This is a genomic window from Candidatus Phyllobacterium onerii, assembly GCF_028331445.1.
GTDB lineage: Bacteria > Pseudomonadota > Alphaproteobacteria > Rhizobiales > Rhizobiaceae > Phyllobacterium > Phyllobacterium onerii.
Window position 1 is genome coordinate 1,143,977 of sequence record NZ_JAQMHX010000001.1, and the last position, 19,939, is coordinate 1,163,915.

Sequence of the window (19,939 nt, forward strand, 5' to 3'; positions counted from 1 at the left end):
AATAGATGGAGGTTAAGTATGAATATAGAGAATACCGCCGCTGGGAGTTGGACCCAGTCTGGCAGTTGGTTCGCGGTCTATTCGAAATTCAATTCAGTAGAGCGTGAATGGTATAACCAGACGGACTTTGCGAAACTGCTCGGCATTAGCGTCATGACGATTTGGCGCTTTGAACATGGCTATACGACCAAGACAGGTAAATCTATTTCGCGTGTCGAAGGCTTCCCCAAATCCGTGAACCTTGGCGGTCGCCGGTTGTGGCGTAAAACTGACATTGACTTGTTTATGGCCGGTCTGGCCTCACAATAAGGGAAGACTTCTAAAAAATGCCCCGGTATGGTTCGCCCTGATAGCCTGTGACAATGTGACCCCTAGGGTATCCCCCAAGCCGGAAAAGACCATTTTAAATGAGGGTAAAGCCTCACGCAGACCAGTTAACTATTTGATTTCAAGAGGATTTATGGTGCCCCCGGAGAGACTCGAACTCCCGACCCTCTGATTACAAATCAGATGCTCTACCAACTGAGCTACAAGGGCAGCGGCGTCCGATTAGCACAAACCTTCCGTCTGTAAAATGAAAAATGTCATTTGCCGGAAATAAATACCTGGCCCGGTGTCCACGCCCTCTAATCTTTGCTCTTCAAGAAGCGCTGCGCTGCATAAAGCGAAATGGCCGCTGCGTTCGATACATTCAACGATTTGATTGCGCCGGGCATGTCGAGCCGCGCAAGGTGCGTGACGGTTTCACGTGTTTTCTGCCGCAGGCCTTTGCCTTCCGCGCCAAGCACCAGGGCGATCCGGCCCTTGGACATCGTATTTTCCAGCTCTAACGGCCCTTCCGAATCAAGGCCGATGGTGATGAATCCGATTTCATGTAGCTCGGCGATGGCGTCAGCTAGATTTCGTACCTCGACATGGGGGATGAGTTCGAGGGCGCCAGACGCGGCTTTCGCGAGAACGCCAGATTCTTGCGGGCTGTGGCGAGCCGTCGTGATGATAGCACCGGCACCGAAGGCGACGGCCGAGCGCATGATAGCGCCGACATTGTGCGGATCGGTCACCTGATCGAGAATAAGTAGTAGCGGGCTCTCCTGCAGCGCTTTCAGCGATTGCGCCTTCAACGGTTGAGCTTCGATCATCACGCCCTGATGCACGGCCTCTGAGCCGGTCTCCTTGTCGATGGCGCGAGGCTCGACGATGTCAACGTCGAAGGGCAGGGCGGCGGTATTGGTGATTTCCAGCCGGTCCAGTGCGTTTTTGGTAACGAGCATCCGCTTGATCTTGCGAGCCGGATTGTCCAGTGCTGCGCGTACCGTATGCAAGCCGTAGAGTCGTATCAGACCTTCCGGCGCTGGCGTGCCGCTGACGGGTGGTCGTGATGCGCGCTCGGCTTGCTGCGGAGGTCCCCCGGCCTTTTGATCGCGGAACTGGCGACGCAGCGTTGCGTAGTGTGAATCTTTTTGTGTGTGTGTGGGTTTTTGATCGGCCATGGCGCGACATATAACCTTTCATGGCGCCGGGCGATATATGCTTGTGGCGGAAATTGCTCGTGTTGGTTGCTCCGCCGTCATATTTCTTTAGCCTATTTCCACAAGCCGTTCATTTTCTGCAGGGAAGTGTTGACACCATGGAGGCTAGTCGGCATAAGGCCCTCCGCAAGCAGCAGCCCGGTTGTCTCCGGAAAGCTGTGTGCAGAGTGCCAAATGGCGCGGTTCCATCGGCAGTGACCGGAGGAGTGCCCGAGTGGTTAAAGGGGACGGACTGTAAATCCGTTAGCTTGGCTTACGTTGGTTCGAATCCAACCTCCTCCACCACTGCCGGAACCGACGCCTGGCGCATAGTTCAAAGCCCGATTCGGTTTTGGAACGGTTATGCGCTATCTATGTGTTGCTGTATTCTGCTGCGTCCAAAAAGATGCACGGATCAGCGAGATATGCGGGTATAGCTCAGTGGTAGAGCAGCAGCCTTCCAAGCTGAATATGCGGGTTCGATTCCCGCTACCCGCTCCAGATTTGCTGACGGACGGCGCGCTGTCTCGTCTGAGCTACAAACATGGTGCCGGCCCTAGACCGGTTGTGATGACGAGAGAACGACAGTTATGGCTAAGAGCAAGTTTGAACGTAACAAGCCGCACGTCAACATTGGCACGATTGGTCACGTTGACCATGGCAAGACGTCGTTGACGGCAGCGATTACGAAGTATTTCGGTGAGTACAAGCCGTACGACCAGATTGACGCAGCGCCGGAAGAAAAGGCGCGCGGCATCACCATTTCGACGGCACACGTCGAATATGAGACGCCAGCCCGTCACTATGCGCACGTCGATTGCCCCGGCCACGCCGACTATGTGAAGAACATGATCACCGGCGCGGCACAGATGGATGGCGCGATCCTGGTTGTTTCGGCTGCCGACGGCCCGATGCCACAGACCCGCGAGCACATCCTGCTTGCCCGTCAGGTTGGCGTTCCGGCAATCGTCGTGTTCCTGAACAAGGTCGACCAGGTTGACGATGCCGAGCTGCTCGAACTCGTTGAGCTCGAAGTACGCGAGCTTCTGTCGAAGTACGATTTCCCCGGCGACGACATTCCGATCGTCAAGGGTTCGGCTTTGGCTGCGCTTGAAGACTCCAACAAGGAAATCGGCGAAGACGCCGTTCGTGCCTTGATGGCGGAAGTCGACAAGTACATTCCGACGCCAGAGCGTCCGATCAACCTGCCGTTCCTGATGCCGATCGAAGACGTTTTCTCGATCTCGGGCCGTGGTACGGTTGTGACGGGCCGCGTTGAACGCGGTATCGTCAAGGTTGGTGAAGAAGTCGAGATCATCGGCATCAAGCCGACGACGAAGACGACGGTGACCGGCGTCGAGATGTTCCGCAAGCTGCTCGACCAGGGCCAGGCCGGCGACAACATCGGTGCACTGATCCGCGGCGTTGGCCGTGAAGACGTCGAGCGCGGCCAGATCCTTGCCAAGCCAGGTTCGGTCAAGCCGCACACCAAGTTCAAGGCAGAAGCCTATATCCTGACGAAGGACGAAGGTGGCCGTCACACGCCATTCTTCTCCAACTACCGTCCGCAGTTCTACTTCCGCACGACCGACGTGACGGGTGTTGTGACTTTGCCGGAAGGCACGGAAATGGTCATGCCCGGCGACAACATCGCAGTCGATGTGACGCTGATCGTGCCGATCGCCATGGAAGAGAAGCTGCGCTTCGCTATCCGTGAAGGTGGCCGCACCGTCGGTGCAGGGATTGTTTCTTCGATTATCGAATAAGACTTTCTGATCGTAAAATCGGGAGGGGCGGTCCACCGGGCCGCCCTTTTTTTATGCTGGCCTTAGCACCAAAGTCTAACTTCTCTCCGTTGCAGCTTCTGGTATCTAATTGACGCAAAGCCAGTCCAGATATTTGCGGAGTTAGAGTGTTCCAGATAGTACCCGTTGAATATCGCTACCCGCTTTTCTTGCTCGTCTTCCTGATGGTTCCTGCTCTGCAATACACAGCGACGGCACCGGCGCTTGCTGCCATGGCGGAGGATCAGCCGGGTTTTACCACGCCAGGAAATATCAGCCGCCCTTACACTCCTGGCGGACTATTGGGACGTTCCTTCGTGCCCTCCGAGACCAATCGTCCCCCCAAGCAGGTTCGGCCTCCAAAAAATGGCGTGGTGCTTTTTGAGCCCTATACGCCCGTTCGGCTTCCTGATCTCCCCAAGAGCAGTGGGGTTTCTTCTGTACCCTATGCACCGATTCGATTACCCGATCTTCCCGCAAAAAGTGCTGTACCTTCTGAGCCGTATGCTCCAGCAAGGCTGTCGACCCCAGACAAGGCTCCCAAGCCCTTCAAGATCACCGATCAGACCATGCGATTTGCTATCGTGCGGAACGCTTCCGCAAGCTGCGAACCGGCCTGTCCCGAGTGGATAGCGGCCTCAGGTACGATTACGGCGGATAGCCCCTCAAGATTGCGCAAGGTCCTGCGACAGTTGGGCAAGCGGCGATTGCCCATTGTGATCGAATCGAATGGCGGTGCGGTGGACGCGGCCATGGAAATAGGACGTTTGATCCGAAAGCGGGGGCTCGACATTGCGGTTGGAAAAACCAGCTTCTATGAATGTGATCCTGAGCAGAAAGGGTGCAAGCCAAAATATTCGGATGGCGCCTATGCGGGCTTTGCCTATCCCGGTTGGGCAGCTTGCATGTCAGCTTGCCCATTTATCGTTGCCGGCGGCACCAAACGTTTTGTCGGTTTGTGGGCAGAGCTGGGTGTTCACCAGATCACCACCACAGTTACCAAAACGATGATAAAATATCAGACACGCTACCGGATCGTAAAAGGCAAAAAGAAAATCGTTGATACGAAAATCGTTGGGCGTAGATCGGCCGGAACGTACAAGACAACCGAACTATCCAAAGGTTATCGCAAACGACTCAATGCTTACTTCAATGAAATGGATGTCGACGCTGGCATTGTCGCTAAAATGCTTTCAATTCCGGCAAGCGATATTTCCATTCTGAACCATGATGAGTTGTTGAATTTTCGAATGATAACCGGTTCCGGCGATGTGGGTGATTTCTCCAGCGCGAGCGCCTGTGCAAAAGAGCCAAAACCAGCAAACTGTATTGAACTAAGCGCAATCGCCACTAAATAAACAATTATCGAGCGTCTCGGCAGCGGGGTCGGTTCGAGAAGTTTGTCAATGACAGCTTGATCATACCTTTGGGACTTGAAAAGCTCTCCGCTTTGTGGAATGTACGCCCCGAACATAGGGGAGTAGCTCAGTTGGTAGAGCGGCGGTCTCCAAAACCGTAGGTCGCAGGTTCGAATCCTGTCTCCCCTGCCAACACATAGTCTGCCGGTGCACGATTGGATGGTGCAATGGGCAGATGTTTGGAAAGAAACGAATCCGGGGGCCTTGTGTTTTACCGGAATCGGTTCTATGTAGGCTTAACAGACACGCGGTGCGTGGAGCTGAACGATCAGCTTTACGGGCCGCAATGGTGTGGACAGATGGTGTTGTTTAAGTTGCAGCACAGCATGTTTACAGCAACATGACATGCACGAGCGGTAAATGGCATCCAAAACGAATCCAATAACTTTTTTTCAGCAAGTGCGCGCTGAAACCGCAAAGGTCACATGGCCTTCGCGTCGCGAAACGCTCATTTCCACCGCGATGGTGATGGTAATGGCGTTTTTTGCTGCGATTTTCTTTTTCGCAGCTGATCAGTTGATGGCATACGGAATCGATATGATTCTCGGTCTTGGTCGTTAACGCAGGCTGACAAGAAAATCGGGATTGGGAAATAGCAATGACCGCGCGCTGGTATATCGTTCACGCCTATTCGAATTTTGAGAAGAAGGTCGCCGAGTCGATCGAAGAAAAGGCTAGGCAGAAGGGTCTGTCGCATCTTTTTGAGAAGATTCTCGTGCCGACTGAAAAGGTGGTCGAGGTGCGCCGTGGCCGCAAGGTCGATGCCGAGCGCAAGTTCTTTCCGGGTTATGTCCTGGTTCGTGCCGATCTGACGGATGATGCCTATCATCTGATCAAGAACACACCGAAGGTGACGGGGTTCCTCGGTTCGGACAGCAAGCCGATTGCGATTTCCGATAAGGAAGCCGACCGCATCCTGACGCAGGTCCAGGAAGGTGTCGAGCGTCCAAAAGCTTCGATCTCGTTCGAGATTGGCGAAAGTGTTCGCGTTGCCGATGGTCCGTTCGCCTCGTTCAACGGCACTGTACAGGAAGTCGACGAAGAGCGTTCGCGCCTCAAGGTCGAGGTTTCGATTTTCGGCCGCGCTACGCCGGTCGATCTGGAATTTGGTCAGGTTGAAAAAGTCTGATCAATCGGCGGCTCTCTGAAGCCGCCTGCTGCGTCAGCGGCAAACATGGTGGGAGGTAAGGCAGCCTTAGCCGGGCTTTCGATCCGCACCACCAAACTGCAACCGCCGGTTATCCGGCACTTTGATTAAAGGCAGGAAGTTATGGCTAAGAAAGTAGCAGGCCAGCTCAAGCTGCAGGTTTCGGCAGGATCGGCAACACCGTCCCCGCCGATCGGACCGGCGCTTGGTCAGCGTGGCATCAACATCATGGAATTCTGCAAGGCCTTCAATGCGGCCACGCAGGAACTGGAAAAGGGTTCGCCCATTCCGGTCGTAATTACATACTATCAGGACAAGTCCTTCACGTTCGCGATGAAGACGCCGCCGGTGTCTTACTTCCTGAAGAAGGCCGCAAACCTGAAGTCGGGTTCGAAAGAGCCGGGCAAGGTCGTTGCCGGCAAGATCTCGCGCGACAAGGTGCGTGAAATCGCTCAGGCGAAGATGAAAGACCTGAACGCAGCGGACGTTGAAGCCGCCATGCGTATGGTTGAAGGTTCTGCCCGTTCGATGGGCCTGGAAGTGGTGGGCTAAGACGATGGCAAAACTATCAAAGCGTGTAGCGAAAGTTCGTGAAGGTGTCGACCGTAACAAGCTGTATGACCTGACCTCGGCAATTGCCATGGTCAAGGAGCGTGCTGTTGCCAAGTTCGACGAGACGATCGAAGTTGCAATGAACCTCGGTGTTGATCCTCGCCATGCGGACCAGATGGTTCGTGGTGTCGTCAATCTGCCGAATGGCACTGGCCGTACAGTTCGCGTTGCCGTGTTCGCTCGTGGTCCGAAGGCTGATGAAGCCAAGGCCGCCGGTGCAGACATCGTCGGTGCGGAAGACCTGTTCGAGATCGTCAATGGCGGCAAGATCGATTTCGATCGCTGCATTGCCACACCGGACATGATGCCGCTCGTTGGCCGTCTCGGTAAGGTTCTCGGCCCGCGCGGCATGATGCCGAACCCGAAGGTCGGCACGGTTACGACAGATGTTGCGGCTGCCGTGAAGGCTTCCAAGGGCGGCGCAGTCGAGTTCCGCGTCGAGAAGGCCGGTATCATTCACGCCGGCGTCGGCAAGGCATCCTTCGATGCCAAGGCGCTGGAAGAGAACATCAAGGCATTCGCCGATGCCGTCACCAAGGCAAAGCCGACTGGCGCCAAGGGTGACTACGTCAAGCGCGTCGCGATTTCCTCGACGATGGGTGCTGGTGTAAAGATCGATCCAGCAACAGTACGCATTGCGTAAGTGTTGATTGAAGTTTCAGGCTTAGCTGTTTGAAACAAAATAATTCCAGGCCCTTCGGGGCCTGGATAACCGGATGCAAATCCGGTTATCCTGTCCGAGATTGCGGGTGGTTCGCCTTAATTCGTCAGAACCCGCATGAGACGTGGAAAAACTTTGGTTAAAGGGCTTAGCCCGATGAACAAGGTTCGAACCGTAGTTGCCTTTCGCTTGCAGCCGATCTCGGCGAAGCAGGGGGGACAGGATCCTCAAGTGCTGTGTGGTTTAGGTCTTCGGACTGAAGACTTGCAGCAAAAGGCAACCCGGCAGTAACGCAATCTCGCGTTTCTGCCAAATGGAGAGAGACAGTGGAAAAAGCGGAAAAGCGCGAATTCGTCGCGTGGCTGAATGGGGTCTTCAAGGACTCTGGTTCAGTTGTCGTGGCCCACTATACCGGTCTCACCGTTGCGCAACTGAGCGATCTTCGCTCCAAGATGCGTGATGCTGGTGGCACCGTTAAAGTCGCGAAGAACCGCCTTGCCAAGATCGCTCTTCAGGGCACGGATTCGGAAGGCATCGCTGACCTGTTCACAGGTCAGACACTCGTTGCTTATTCCAACGATCCGATAGCGGCACCAAAGATCGCCATTGAATTTGCCAAGGGTAACGAAAAGCTCGTCATCCTCGGTGGTTCGATGGGAGCAACAACTCTCGATCCGGATGGGGTAAAGGCACTTGCTGCACTTCCATCTCTCGACGAGTTGCGCGCAAAGCTGGTTGGTATGATCCAGACACCGGCTTCTCGCATTGCTCAGGTCGTCAACGCACCGGCAGCTCAGCTTGCCCGCGTTTTTGGCGCCTATGCCCGGAAGGACGAAGCGGCATAAGGCCGTTCTCGCTGTCAATATATCGAACCTTGTAAAGGAATACCAAAATGACTGATCTCGCAAAGATCGTAGATGACCTGTCCAACCTGACTGTTCTTGAAGCTGCTGAACTTTCGAAGCTTCTTGAAGAGAAGTGGGGCGTTTCTGCTGCTGCTCCGGTTGCTGCTGCTGCCGCTGCCGGCGGTGGTGCAGTTGCTGCTGCAGTTGAAGAGAAGACTGAATTCGACGTCGTTCTGACCGAAGCCGGACCTAACAAGATCAACGTGATCAAGGAAGTCCGCGCTATCACCGGTCTCGGCCTCAAGGAAGCCAAGGACCTCGTTGAAGCTGCTCCTAAGGCAGTCAAGGAAGGCGTTAACAAGGAAGAATCTGACAAGATCAAGGCACAGCTCGAAGCAGCTGGCGCCAAGGTCGAACTCAAGTAAACCTTGCACTATTGGCGGGCAGGGCAACCTGTCCGCCAACTACCCTCCACGGAGGGCCCGGTACTCAACCCTTTTCCTGATGGCAATTTCGCTGCTTTCAGGAAACGGGTTTTGTCCCGTTCACGGGGCCGCATGAGCGGTTTTAAGAAACAGGCCAGTTTCTGGCATAAAGACGAGGAGCGACGATGGCTCAGACCCATTCTTTCAATGGTCGTAGGCGCGTACGCAAGTTTTTCGGTAAGATTCCGGAAGTCGCAGAGATGCCGAACCTCATCGAGGTTCAGAAGGCTTCCTACGATCAGTTTCTGATGGTGGAAGAGCCCAAGGGCGGGCGTTTGGACGAAGGTCTGCAGGCTGTGTTCAAGTCTGTTTTCCCGATCCAGGATTTCTCGGGTGCTTCCATGCTCGAATTCGTCAAGTACGAGTTCGAATCTCCAAAATTCGACGTTGACGAATGCCGTCAGCGCGATCTGACTTATGCTGCGCCACTCAAGGTGACGCTGCGCCTCATCGTGTTTGATATCGATGAGGATACAGGCGCGAAGTCGATCAAGGACATCAAGGAACAGGACGTTTACATGGGCGATATGCCGCTCATGACCGATAACGGCACGTTCATTGTAAACGGCACCGAGCGCGTGATCGTATCGCAGATGCATCGTTCGCCGGGCGTCTTCTTCGATCACGACAAGGGCAAGACGCATTCATCCGGCAAGCTGCTGTTTGCTGCGCGCGTCATCCCCTATCGCGGTTCCTGGCTCGACATCGAATTTGATGCCAAGGACGTCGTTTATGCGCGTATCGACCGCCGCCGCAAGATCCCTGCGACGTCGCTGTTGATGGCGCTTGGCATGGATTCGGAAGAAATCCTGTCGACTTTCTACAACACGCTCACGTTTAACCGCGATGGCGACACTTGGCGTATTCCGTTCTCCGTGGATCGCTTCCGCGGCTTCAAGGCTACCACGGACGTCGTGGATGCCGATACGGGCGAGGTTGTTCTCGAAACAGGCAAGAAGCTGACGGCACGCAGTGCCAAGCAGCTTGCTGAAAAGGGCCTGAAATTCATCAAGGCGACAGAAGACGATCTGCTCGGCACTTATCTCGCCGAAGATATCGTCAACATGGAGACGGGTGAAGTTTATCTCGAAGCCGGTGATGAACTGGACGAGAAGACACTCAAGGTCCTGCTCGACACGGGCGTCTCCGAGATCAACATTCTCGATATCGATCACGTCAATATTGGGCCGTATATCCGCAACACCCTTGCCGTTGACAAGAACGAGAACCGCCAGGACGCGCTGTTCGACATCTACCGCGTCATGCGTCCGGGTGAACCGCCAACGATCGACTCCGCCGAAGCAATGTTCAAGTCGTTGTTCTTCGACAGTGAGCGTTACGATCTTTCGGCTGTTGGCCGAGTCAAGATGAACATGCGTCTCGATCTCGATGCGGAAGACACCGTTCGCATCCTGCGCAAGGAAGACATCCTGGCTGTCGTCAAGATGCTGGTTGATCTGCGCGATGGCCGCGGCGAAATCGACGACATCGACAATCTCGGCAACCGCCGTGTGCGTTCGGTCGGCGAATTGATGGAAAACCAGTACCGTGTTGGTCTGCTCCGCATGGAGCGCGCCATCAAGGAGCGTATGTCGTCCATCGAAATCGACACGGTAATGCCGCAGGACCTGATCAACGCGAAGCCGGCAGCCGCCGCTGTTCGTGAGTTCTTCGGTTCCTCGCAGCTTTCGCAGTTCATGGATCAGACCAACCCGCTGTCCGAGATCACGCACAAGCGTCGTCTTTCGGCATTGGGACCTGGCGGTTTGACCCGCGAGCGCGCCGGCTTCGAAGTCCGCGACGTTCATCCGACGCATTACGGCCGTATCTGCCCTATTGAAACGCCGGAAGGCCCCAATATCGGTCTGATCAACTCGCTCGCAACCTTTGCCCGGGTCAACAAGTACGGCTTTATTGAAAGCCCGTACCGCAAGATCATCGACGGCAAGGTCACGGACGACGTGGTTTATCTGTCGGCGATGGAAGAAGCCAAGTATCACGTGGCACAGGCCAATGTGGAACTCGACGCTTCCGGTGCATTCACGGACGAATTCGTTGTCTGCCGTCATGCGGGTGAAGTTCTGATGGCGCCGCGTGAAAACGTGGATCTGATGGACGTTTCGCCGAAGCAGCTTGTCTCGGTTGCAGCAGCGCTCATTCCGTTCCTTGAAAACGATGACGCCAACCGCGCTCTGATGGGCTCGAACATGCAGCGTCAGGCCGTTCCGCTGGTTCGTGCCGAAGCGCCGTTTGTTGGAACGGGCATGGAGCCGGTCGTCGCTCGCGACTCCGGCGCCGCAATCGGCGCGCGCCGTACCGGTATCGTCGATCAGGTCGACGCGACCCGTATCGTTATCCGTGCGACGGAAGATCTCGTACCGGGCAAGTCGGGCGTCGATATCTATCGCCTGATGAAGTTCCAGCGTTCGAACCAGAACACCTGCATCAATCAGCGTCCGCTGGTTCGTGTCGGTGACCGGATCGAGAAGGGTGACATCATCGCTGATGGTCCTTCGACGGATCTGGGCGATCTGGCGCTCGGCCGCAACGTGCTCGTCGCGTTCATGCCGTGGAATGGCTACAACTACGAAGATTCCATCCTTCTTTCTGAAAAGATCGTTTCGGATGACGTCTTCACCTCGATCCATATCGAGGAGTTCGAAGTCATGGCCCGCGACACGAAGCTCGGACCGGAAGAAATCACGCGCGACATTCCGAACGTTTCGGAAGAAGCGCTGAAGAACCTGGACGAAGCCGGCATTGTCTATATCGGCGCGGAAGTTCAGCCGGGCGATATCCTTGTCGGCAAGATCACACCGAAGGGCGAAAGCCCGATGACCCCGGAAGAGAAGCTTCTGCGAGCCATCTTCGGTGAGAAGGCTTCGGACGTACGGGACACCTCGATGCGCATGCCGCCCGGGACCTACGGTACAGTTGTGGAAGTTCGCGTTTTCAATCGCCACGGCGTTGAAAAGGACGAACGCGCCATGGCGATCGAACGCGAGGAAATCGAGCGTTTGGCCAAGGACCGCGACGACGAACAGGCGATCCTTGACCGCAACGTCTATGGCCGTCTGGCCGACGTTCTCGATGGCAAGTCTGCTGTTGCCGGACCGAAGGCGTTCAAGAAGGGCACTGTCGTTACACAGGACGTCATGGGCGAATACCCACGTTCGCAATGGTGGCAGTTTGCTGTCGAGGACGAGAAGATCCAGGGCGAAATCGAAGCTCTGCGCAACCAGTACGACGACTCCAAGAAATTGCTCGAGCAGCGTTTCATGGACAAGGTCGAAAAGGTCCAGCGCGGCGACGAGATGCCTCCAGGCGTCATGAAGATGGTCAAGGTCTTTGTCGCTGTGAAGCGCAAGATCCAGCCAGGCGACAAGATGGCTGGCCGTCACGGCAACAAGGGCGTTGTTTCGCGTATCGCTGCTGTTGAGGATATGCCGTTCCTTGAAGACGGAACGCATGTCGATATCGTGCTCAATCCGCTTGGCGTGCCAAGCCGCATGAATGTCGGGCAGATCCTCGAAACGCATCTGGGCTGGGCTTGCGCCGGAATGGGCAAGAAGATCGGGGAACTGATCGAGGCCTACAAGGCACAGCACGCACAGGGTGAACAGGGCGACATTGCACCGCTGAGAATGACGATTGAATCGATCATTCCGGACAATGACCGCAACGAGCCGGTTCGCAACTATGACGATGAGAGCATCATTCGTCTTGGCGAACAGATGAAGCGTGGCGTTTCGATTGCAACGCCGGTGTTTGACGGTGCGCATGAACCGGACATCAATGTGATGCTGGAACAGGCGGGCCTGCATTCTTCAGGTCAGTCGACGCTTTATGACGGACGTACGGGTGAGACTTTCGATCGTCAGGTGACCGTCGGCTACATCTACATGCTGAAGCTGCACCATCTGGTCGACGACAAGATCCACGCCCGTTCGATCGGACCTTACTCGCTCGTTACCCAGCAGCCTCTGGGTGGTAAAGCCCAGTTCGGCGGTCAGCGCTTCGGTGAAATGGAGGTCTGGGCCCTGGAAGCATACGGTGCGGCTTACACGCTGCAGGAAATGCTTACGGTCAAGTCCGACGACGTCGCCGGTCGTACGAAGGTTTACGAAGCAATCGTCCGTGGCGACGATACTTTCGAAGCCGGCATTCCGGAGAGCTTCAACGTTCTCGTCAAGGAAATGCGCTCGCTCGGTCTCAATGTCGAGCTGGACGATACTCGTGCCCAAGAACAGCAACAGCAGGCATTGCCTGACGCTGCAGAGTAAAAAGGGAAGGGTGCGCGGCATTGCTCGCGCACCCGACCAGTTTTTCGGGCCGCTGAGGAAGCGGCATTTGATCTAGATGGACCCGCGGCGGCGGATATCCATCGCAAGTAGAGGGCACTCTTTGCCCCATGGAGAAACGGCATGAACCAAGAGGTCATGAATCTTTTCAATCCTCAGGTGCCTGTGCAGGCATTCGATTCCATCCGGATATCGATCGCCAGCCCTGAGAAGATTCTGTCCTGGTCATACGGTGAGATCAAGAAGCCGGAGACGATCAACTACCGCACTTTCAAGCCTGAGCGGGATGGTCTTTTCTGTGCTCGGATCTTCGGGCCGATCAAGGACTATGAATGCTTGTGCGGCAAGTACAAGCGCATGAAATACAAGGGCATCATCTGCGAAAAGTGCGGTGTGGAAGTCACGCTGTCACGCGTTCGCCGTGAGCGTATGGGCCATATCGAACTCGCAGCCCCGGTTGCGCACATCTGGTTCCTGAAGTCTCTGCCTAGCCGTATCGGCACATTGCTCGACATGACCTTGAAGGGCATCGAGCGCGTTCTCTATTTCGAGAACTATATCGTGACCGAGCCGGGCCTGACTGCCCTGAAGGAGCATCAGCTTCTTTCGGAAGAAGAATACATGATCGCGGTCGATGAGTATGGTGAGGATTCCTTCACCGCGCTGATCGGTGCCGAGGCTATTCATGAACTTCTGGCTTCGATGGATCTGGAAAAGATCGCCGGAGATCTGCGTGAGGAACTCGCAACAACGACTTCCGATCTGAAGCAGAAGAAGCTCATGAAGCGTCTGAAGATCGTCGAGAACTTCCTGGAATCCGGAAACCGTCCGGAATGGATGATCATGAAGATCGTTCCGGTGATCCCGCCGGACTTGCGCCCGCTTGTTCCGCTGGATGGCGGACGTTTTGCGACGTCCGATCTCAACGATCTTTATCGCCGCGTTATCAACCGCAACAACCGTCTGAAGCGCCTGATCGAACTGCGCGCTCCTGGCATCATCATCCGCAACGAGAAGCGCATGCTTCAGGAATCGGTTGATGCTTTGTTCGACAACGGCCGCCGTGGCCGCGTCATCACTGGTGCCAACAAGCGCCCGCTGAAGTCGCTGTCCGACATGCTCAAGGGCAAGCAGGGCCGCTTCCGTCAGAACCTTCTCGGCAAGCGCGTCGACTATTCCGGCCGTTCGGTCATCGTGACCGGTCCGGAGTTGAAGCTGCATCAGTGCGGTCTGCCAAAGAAGATGGCGCTCGAGCTTTTCAAGCCATTCATCTACGCGCGTCTTGACGCCAAGGGTTACTCCTCGACTGTCAAGCAGGCGAAGAAGCTGGTTGAAAAGGAAAAGCCGGAAGTCTGGGATATTCTCGATGAAGTCATTCGCGAGCATCCGGTTCTCCTGAACCGTGCTCCGACGCTGCATCGTCTTGGCATCCAGGCATTCGAGCCCATCCTGATCGAAGGCAAGGCAATCCAGCTGCACCCGCTCGTCTGTACCGCTTTCAATGCGGATTTCGACGGCGACCAGATGGCTGTCCACGTCCCACTTTCTCTGGAAGCGCAGCTTGAAGCCCGCGTTCTGATGATGTCGACGAACAACATCCTGCACCCTGCAAACGGTCTGCCGGTTATCGTTCCGTCGCAGGACATGGTCCTCGGCCTATACTATCTGTCGATTGTTGCGGCGAAGGAGCCGGGCGAGGGCATGGCCTTTGCCGATATGGGCGAACTTCACCACGCCATCGGCAGCGGTGCAGTGACCCTGCATACAAAGATCAAGGGTCGCTTCAAGAGCATCGATGCAGACGGCAAGCCGACATCGAAGATTTATGAGACCACACCTGGCCGCATGATCATCGGTGAGCTCCTGCCGAAGCACCACAACGTGCCTTTCGACATCTGCAATCAGGAAATGACCAAGAAGAACATCTCCAAGATGATCGACACGGTCTATCGCCATTGCGGACAGAAAGAGACGGTCATTTTCTGCGATCGCATCATGCAGCTTGGCTTCGGTCATGCTTGCCGCGCCGGTATCTCGTTCGGCAAGGACGACATGGTCATTCCGGAAACCAAGGCGAAGCTGGTTGCTGAAACCGAAGCTTTGGCAACGGAATACGAACAGCAGTACAATGACGGCCTGATCACTCAGGGCGAGAAGTACAACAAGGTCGTGGACGCTTGGGGCAAGTGCACCGAGAAGGTCGCTGACGAAATGATGGCGCGCATCAAGGCCGTCGAGTTCGATCCTGTTACTGGCCGCCAGAAGCAGATGAACTCGATCTACATGATGTCGCATTCGGGTGCTCGTGGTTCGCCGAACCAGATGCGCCAGCTGGGCGGTATGCGCGGTCTGATGGCCAAGCCTTCGGGCGAAATCATCGAAACGCCGATCATTTCGAACTTCAAGGAAGGCCTGACCGTGAACGAGTACTTCAACTCGACCCACGGTGCCCGTAAGGGTCTTGCCGACACCGCCTTGAAGACGGCCAACTCTGGTTATCTGACACGCCGTCTCGTTGACGTCGCTCAGGATTGTATCGTCATTTCGGTTGATTGCGGCACGACAACGGGCCTCACAATGCAGCCGATCGTCGATGCCGGTCAGGTTGTTGCGACCATCGGCCAGCGTGTTCTCGGCCGTACGGCGCTTGAAGATATCCTGCATCCGGTTTCGGGTGACGTGCTTGTCAAGGGTGGCAACATCATCGACGAGTTCGATATCGATGCCATCGAAAAGGCTGGTGTTCAGTCGATCCGCATCCGTTCGGCTCTCACCTGTGAGACCCGTGGCGGCATCTGCGCCAAGTGCTACGGCCGCGATCTGGCCCGTGGTACCCCGGTCAACCAGGGTGAGGCTGTCGGCGTTATCGCTGCTCAGTCCATCGGTGAGCCGGGCACGCAGTTGACGATGCGTACGTTCCACCTTGGTGGTACTGCGCAGGTGGTCGATCAGTCGTTCCTCGAAGCCAGCTATGAAGGCACGGTGCAGATCCGCAACCGCAACGTGGTGCGCAACTCGGATGGCCATCTGGTCGTCATGGGCCGCAACATGGCTGTTGTCATTGTCGATGCGACCGGCAAGGAACGCGCAACACACCGCGTCACCTACGGTTCGCGCATCTATGTCGATGACGGCGATAATGTTAAGCGCGGCCAGCGTGTTGCCGAGTGGGATCCCTATACCCGCCCGGTCATGACGGAGGTCGAAGGTCATGTCGAATTCGAAGACATGGTCGATGGTCTTTCGGTTACGGAAACGACGGACGAGTCCACCGGTATCACCAAGCGCGTGGTTATCGACTGGCGCTCGACGCCGCGCGGCTCCGATCTGAAGCCGGCCATCGTCGTCAAGGACAAGAACGGCAAGGTTCTGAAACTGGCAAAGGGCGGCGATGCTCGCTTCCAGCTGTCGGTTGAATCGATCTTGTCGGTCGAGCCTGGTTCGCATGTGAAGGCGGGCGACGTTCTTGCCCGTATTCCGATGGAAAGCGCCAAGACCAAGGACATCACCGGTGGTCTGCCGCGCGTCGCGGAACTGTTCGAAGCACGTCGTCCGAAGGACCATGCTATCATCGCCGAAATCGATGGTACTGTTCGTTTTGGCCGCGATTACAAGAACAAGCGCCGCATCGTCATCGAACCGAACGACGAAACTGTGGAGCCCGTCGAATATCTGATCCCCAAGGGCAAGCCTTTCCATCTTCAGGACGGCGATGCCATTGAAAAGGGTGACTATATCCTCGACGGCAATCCTGCACCGCACGATATCCTGGCGATCAAGGGCGTGGAGGCTTTGGCTTCCTACCTCGTCAACGAAATCCAGGAAGTCTATCGTCTGCAGGGCGTTCTGATCAACGACAAGCACATCGAAGTGATTGTTCGTCAGATGCTGCAGAAGGTCGAGATCACCGAGTCGGGCGACACCGGGTTCATCTCCGGCGATCACGTCGACCGGATCGAACTGGACGAAATTAACGAGCGTTTGGAAGAGGATGGCAAGAAGCCAGGCTACGGCACTCCGGTGCTGCTCGGCATCACCAAGGCCTCGCTGCAGACCCCGTCGTTCATCTCGGCAGCGTCCTTCCAGGAAACAACGCGCGTCCTCACGGAAGCCGCTGTTGCCGGCAAGATGGATGCTCTGCAGGGCCTGAAGGAGAACGTCATCGTTGGACGTCTGATCCCGGCAGGTACCGGCGGCACGGTCAAGCAGATCCGCCGCATTGCCGGGGCTCGCGACGAGTTGATCATCGACGAGCGCCGCAAGGAAGCCGGAGCAAGCGCCGCGAAAGCCGGCCCGATGCTGACGGATATGACTGGCCAGCCGGCCGAATAAGCTGGCAGCCAACACCAGACCAAGAGGCCGCTCGGAGCAATCCGCGGCGGCCTTTTTCATGACGGTCTCAATCGAGCACAACTAAAATTCTACTAAGAATGGAAATTCTTGCGCCAGAATCGGCATTTCTTGTGCAGGTTTCGGCGGTTCTTATGTGGGATTCGAGTCTTCTCGTGCGAAAACCTTGCAGGGATCGATTTGAGCTATCCAAAAACCAAACCGTTCGATGCAGAGCTCAAGTGTGCGTCATCCGTCGAGGCTCAGAGAGGTGGTGCGCATGCCGTCAGCTCAACCGTAGACTGCGGTAGACATAATTGAACGTATGACGAGAAAGCCCAATCCCTACTCGTTGAACTCGATCAGCGCCGCTTGGCCGGTGAGGGCGGTTTTCCATGCAGAGAGGTGCGGTTCTTCTTCGGGCTCTTCGGTCAGCGTGCCGATCTCCAGAAGCTCGGCTTCCTCATAGCCGGAATTGGCGAGAATCTTCAGCGCCAGTTCTACCAGCCCGTCGGCATCGTCGTTCATCAGCAGCAGGTGAACCTGGCGCGGCTCGTCATCCTTGTCCTTCCAGACATCGGCAACGATGAGATGAACTGTTTTTGCTTCCGCATTGTCCGATGGCATAGAATTGGTTCCCAATTTCAACGTGACTCAGTTTCTACTAAGATCGTGCCGTTTATGAAATCAGAATATTCTTTTATGCCGAGGAGCTCGATATGGGTTCCATGATGAGTTTTTCCAGGTTCCAGCAAATAGAGGACGGCGTCATTCGGTTCGATGAGCCCTGTGTCGTGGGTAACTATGATTTCGGTCTGCCGGCCTTTCCGGTTGTTAAGCGCGGCAACCACGCGTGTTCTGTTTACTTCATCAAGGGAAGCTGTCGGCTCGTCCAACAGCAGGAGGTTGGAAGGTTTGAGTAGCGCGCGAGCCAAGGATATGCGTTGTTTCTCGCCACCGGACAATCTGTTGCCGCGCTCCCCCACCGTCGGCTCATTCTCGTCTCGATGCCGGTTCATAACGTCATTCAATCCCAATTCGGACATGATGGCATCAATTGCACCCTTCGATGCGTTGGAGCCGAGTGCGATATTTTCTCTGATTGTCAGGTCAAACAAAAGGCAATCCTGATAGGCCACTGCGATACCATTTCGGAATGCTTCTGAATTCGCCTCCGTCACGTCGACAGACTCGATGGTGAGATGTCCGCTCGATACAGGGACCAAACAACCAAGCACTCGAAGAAGACTACTTTTCCCCATACCGGAAGCACCGACGATAAACAGGCGGCTGGCCGGCGCGACCGAACGGTCCAGGGCAATGATCACGGGAGTCGTACCTATCGTCACACCCACATTAGTGAGTTGCAGAGCCCAGGGTCTGCTGGTCACTGGCAAATGAGAACTCTGCGTTGCAGGAATTGGATGTTCCGCCAGAAGACGCATCAGCAGAGCCGCTTCTCCGGCGGAAGCATGTATTTCCCGATAAACACGCGCCAATGTTTCTACCGGCTGGAGCAGCCGGACAATATAGGTATTGATGAGCACAAGCTCGCCAACTGTGAGAGTTCCCGCGGATACGTCGAGCGCGCCACGCCACAAGACCCAGATCACAACACCGCCGAATATAAGCGTTTGCAGTACGCCGTAATAAACACGCTGCGTGAAGGTCACTTTCCAGTGTTCGTCGTTTATCTTCAGTTTTTTGTTGAGCTGTTCAATGATTGCCGGGCGCAGGTTTGCTTGTTGAACATGATCCACATTGGCAACAGCATCGAGACCATATGTCCAAGCTTGAGTCCCGCTCCCCATTGCACTTTCTGTGGCTGTCCGTATGCGTTCCGCTGACAGGTTTGCCAGATATCCATAAACGGCAAGAGCGGCGATCAACAATATGGCAATCCAGGGATCAACCATAAATGCTATCACACAGGCTGCGATAGTGAGCTCGACGATTGTCGGTGCAATGGAGAAAGCAAGGCTCGATGTAATGTCTCTTATGGCGTCGAGGCCTTTTTCAACGATACGCCCAATCTCATGCGACGTGTGTTGCCGCATCACATAATAGGGGAGTGAAAGCGCGTGATTGAACACTTCCAATGTGAGATGCCGCTGCAGGCGCAGATTAAATGGGCCAAATGTCAGCCATTCGAATTGCGAAATGACGGAAGCAACAAGGAGGCTCACCGAGAACGCCAGTATCAGCGATACACCGGTCGCCGAGCCCTTTCCCTCAGACAAAAGATCAATGCCCATTGCGAACAATATGGGAATGGCAGACATCGTCGCGCTGACGACAGTGATGGTTCCGATCAAAAACAGCAGTAGCGCGAATTGTCTTTTGCTTTGGAATGTCAGGGAAAACACATAGTTGAATACATTGGCCTTGTTCATAACGATATTCCAAATATATAAGTGATACACGGATGCAATCTTATGCAACCTAACTCCATTCGTATTACATTATCGAAATTTCACGCGTTAACCCATAGGACTATCGTAGTATATAAATGAATTTCAAATAATATATGCTTCTATTTGTAGCGAAATCTTCCAAGGAGGTTTGGAGTGTTAATTCATTTTCTAAGTCCAGGGCAATTCGGCGATCAGGTTGACTTTGTAGAAGATAGCAACGCGACGATGGTGTTTGGCGGGTCGAGTGGCGTAAGCCCAAGCAGCTCATCCTCCAGTAGCAGCGCAAAGTGCGATAGCAGCAGCCGTTGCGGTGCATCGGGCAAGAGCAGCAGTTCGTCAAGCTCCACCAAGGGCTTCGGCGGTTAAGCGGGAGAGGCGGTGCGCAGCAACCGGGTGTGCCGCCTCCTTCACCTATTTTAACATTTCAAGATGGCG

The 19,939-nt window shown here is 55.3% G+C and carries 15 protein-coding genes and 4 tRNA genes; 15 read left to right on the plus strand and 4 right to left on the minus strand.

Annotated elements, in window-relative coordinates:
- Positions 1-18: 18 nt before the first annotated feature.
- On the plus strand, positions 19-309 hold the full coding sequence (locus PHA01_RS05470; RefSeq protein WP_271893859.1) for a helix-turn-helix transcriptional regulator: 291 nt from the start codon (positions 19-21) through the stop codon (positions 307-309).
- 152 nt (positions 310-461) lie between these two features.
- Here the strand turns inward: PHA01_RS05470 and PHA01_RS05475 are convergent.
- Positions 462-537, minus strand: a tRNA-Thr gene (locus tag PHA01_RS05475).
- An 89-nt stretch (positions 538-626) separates the two neighbouring features.
- Positions 627-1,490 carry a 23S rRNA (guanosine(2251)-2'-O)-methyltransferase RlmB gene (gene rlmB, locus PHA01_RS05480; RefSeq protein ID WP_271893860.1) on the minus strand — a complete coding sequence of 288 codons (864 nt, stop codon included), beginning with the start codon at positions 1,488-1,490 and terminating at the stop codon, positions 627-629.
- A gap of 239 nt (positions 1,491-1,729) precedes the next feature.
- Between rlmB and PHA01_RS05485 the strand changes: the two genes are divergently transcribed.
- The 13 genes from PHA01_RS05485 (at position 1,730) to rpoC (ending at position 17,093) form a co-directional block, all read left to right on the plus strand.
- Positions 1,730-1,814: transfer RNA gene (locus tag PHA01_RS05485), tRNA-Tyr, on the plus strand.
- Positions 1,815-1,935: 121 nt separating this feature from the next.
- A tRNA-Gly gene (locus PHA01_RS05490) sits at positions 1,936-2,009 on the plus strand.
- A gap of 89 nt (positions 2,010-2,098) precedes the next feature.
- On the plus strand, positions 2,099-3,274 hold the full coding sequence (tuf, locus tag PHA01_RS05495; RefSeq protein WP_114429373.1) for an elongation factor Tu: 1,176 nt from the start codon (positions 2,099-2,101) through the stop codon (positions 3,272-3,274).
- Positions 3,275-3,525: 251 nt separating this feature from the next.
- Positions 3,526-4,650, plus strand: a complete 1,125-nt coding sequence (locus PHA01_RS05500; RefSeq protein ID WP_271893861.1) for a COG3904 family protein — start codon at positions 3,526-3,528, stop codon at positions 4,648-4,650.
- A 116-nt stretch (positions 4,651-4,766) separates the two neighbouring features.
- Positions 4,767-4,842 (plus strand) — tRNA-Trp (locus PHA01_RS05505).
- A gap of 228 nt (positions 4,843-5,070) precedes the next feature.
- Positions 5,071-5,271, plus strand: coding sequence for a preprotein translocase subunit SecE (gene secE / locus PHA01_RS05510; protein ID WP_106716822.1), 201 nt, complete (start codon positions 5,071-5,073; stop codon positions 5,269-5,271).
- A 37-nt stretch (positions 5,272-5,308) separates the two neighbouring features.
- Positions 5,309-5,839, plus strand: a complete 531-nt coding sequence (nusG, locus tag PHA01_RS05515) for a transcription termination/antitermination protein NusG (protein WP_271893862.1) — start codon at positions 5,309-5,311, stop codon at positions 5,837-5,839.
- A 141-nt stretch (positions 5,840-5,980) separates the two neighbouring features.
- Entirely contained in the window at positions 5,981-6,409 is a 429-nt protein-coding gene (rplK, locus tag PHA01_RS05520; RefSeq protein WP_112531271.1) for a 50S ribosomal protein L11, read from the plus strand.
- Positions 6,410-6,413: 4 nt separating this feature from the next.
- A complete protein-coding gene (gene rplA, locus PHA01_RS05525; RefSeq protein WP_224515642.1) occupies positions 6,414-7,112 on the plus strand; it encodes a 50S ribosomal protein L1 in 699 nt (232 codons plus the stop codon).
- Positions 7,113-7,456: 344 nt separating this feature from the next.
- Positions 7,457-7,975, plus strand: a complete 519-nt coding sequence (gene rplJ / locus PHA01_RS05530) for a 50S ribosomal protein L10 (protein ID WP_112531269.1) — start codon at positions 7,457-7,459, stop codon at positions 7,973-7,975.
- Between the two features lie 47 nt (positions 7,976-8,022).
- Positions 8,023-8,400, plus strand: coding sequence for a 50S ribosomal protein L7/L12 (gene rplL / locus PHA01_RS05535; protein ID WP_112531268.1), 378 nt, complete (start codon positions 8,023-8,025; stop codon positions 8,398-8,400).
- 185 nt (positions 8,401-8,585) lie between these two features.
- Positions 8,586-12,743 (plus strand): DNA-directed RNA polymerase subunit beta, encoded by a 4,158-nt coding sequence (gene rpoB / locus PHA01_RS05540; protein ID WP_271893866.1) that lies wholly within the window; start codon positions 8,586-8,588, stop codon positions 12,741-12,743.
- A gap of 141 nt (positions 12,744-12,884) precedes the next feature.
- Positions 12,885-17,093 (plus strand): DNA-directed RNA polymerase subunit beta', encoded by a 4,209-nt coding sequence (gene rpoC / locus PHA01_RS05545; RefSeq protein ID WP_112531266.1) that lies wholly within the window; start codon positions 12,885-12,887, stop codon positions 17,091-17,093.
- A 342-nt stretch (positions 17,094-17,435) separates the two neighbouring features.
- On the opposite strand, the gene PHA01_RS05550 is transcribed toward rpoC, so the two are convergent.
- Positions 17,436-17,717, minus strand: a complete 282-nt coding sequence (locus tag PHA01_RS05550; RefSeq protein WP_271893867.1) for a hypothetical protein — start codon at positions 17,715-17,717, stop codon at positions 17,436-17,438.
- A 17-nt stretch (positions 17,718-17,734) separates the two neighbouring features.
- Positions 17,735-19,531, minus strand: a complete 1,797-nt coding sequence (locus PHA01_RS05555) for an ATP-binding cassette domain-containing protein (protein WP_271893869.1) — start codon at positions 19,529-19,531, stop codon at positions 17,735-17,737.
- Between the two features lie 198 nt (positions 19,532-19,729).
- Between PHA01_RS05555 and PHA01_RS29335 the strand changes: the two genes are divergently transcribed.
- Positions 19,730-19,870, plus strand: coding sequence for a hypothetical protein (locus PHA01_RS29335; protein ID WP_417020917.1), 141 nt, complete (start codon positions 19,730-19,732; stop codon positions 19,868-19,870).
- Positions 19,871-19,939: the final 69 nt, after the last annotated feature.

Coding starts and splice junctions, on each gene's coding strand:
- rpoC (WP_112531266.1), top strand. CDS start 12,885: ATGAACCAAGAGGTCATGAATCTTTTCAATCCTCAGGTGCCTGTGCAG.
- PHA01_RS05550 (WP_271893867.1), bottom strand. CDS start 17,717: ATGCCATCGGACAATGCGGAAGCAAAAACAGTTCATCTCATCGTTGCC.
- secE (WP_106716822.1), top strand. CDS start 5,071: ATGGCATCCAAAACGAATCCAATAACTTTTTTTCAGCAAGTGCGCGCT.
- rlmB (WP_271893860.1), bottom strand. CDS start 1,490: ATGGCCGATCAAAAACCCACACACACACAAAAAGATTCACACTACGCA.
- nusG (WP_271893862.1), top strand. CDS start 5,309: ATGACCGCGCGCTGGTATATCGTTCACGCCTATTCGAATTTTGAGAAG.
- rplA (WP_224515642.1), top strand. CDS start 6,414: ATGGCAAAACTATCAAAGCGTGTAGCGAAAGTTCGTGAAGGTGTCGAC.
- rplL (WP_112531268.1), top strand. CDS start 8,023: ATGACTGATCTCGCAAAGATCGTAGATGACCTGTCCAACCTGACTGTT.
- tuf (WP_114429373.1), top strand. CDS start 2,099: ATGGCTAAGAGCAAGTTTGAACGTAACAAGCCGCACGTCAACATTGGC.
- rpoB (WP_271893866.1), top strand. CDS start 8,586: ATGGCTCAGACCCATTCTTTCAATGGTCGTAGGCGCGTACGCAAGTTT.
- rplK (WP_112531271.1), top strand. CDS start 5,981: ATGGCTAAGAAAGTAGCAGGCCAGCTCAAGCTGCAGGTTTCGGCAGGA.
- PHA01_RS05500 (WP_271893861.1), top strand. CDS start 3,526: ATGGCGGAGGATCAGCCGGGTTTTACCACGCCAGGAAATATCAGCCGC.
- PHA01_RS05470 (WP_271893859.1), top strand. CDS start 19: ATGAATATAGAGAATACCGCCGCTGGGAGTTGGACCCAGTCTGGCAGT.
- PHA01_RS29335 (WP_417020917.1), top strand. CDS start 19,730: ATGGTGTTTGGCGGGTCGAGTGGCGTAAGCCCAAGCAGCTCATCCTCC.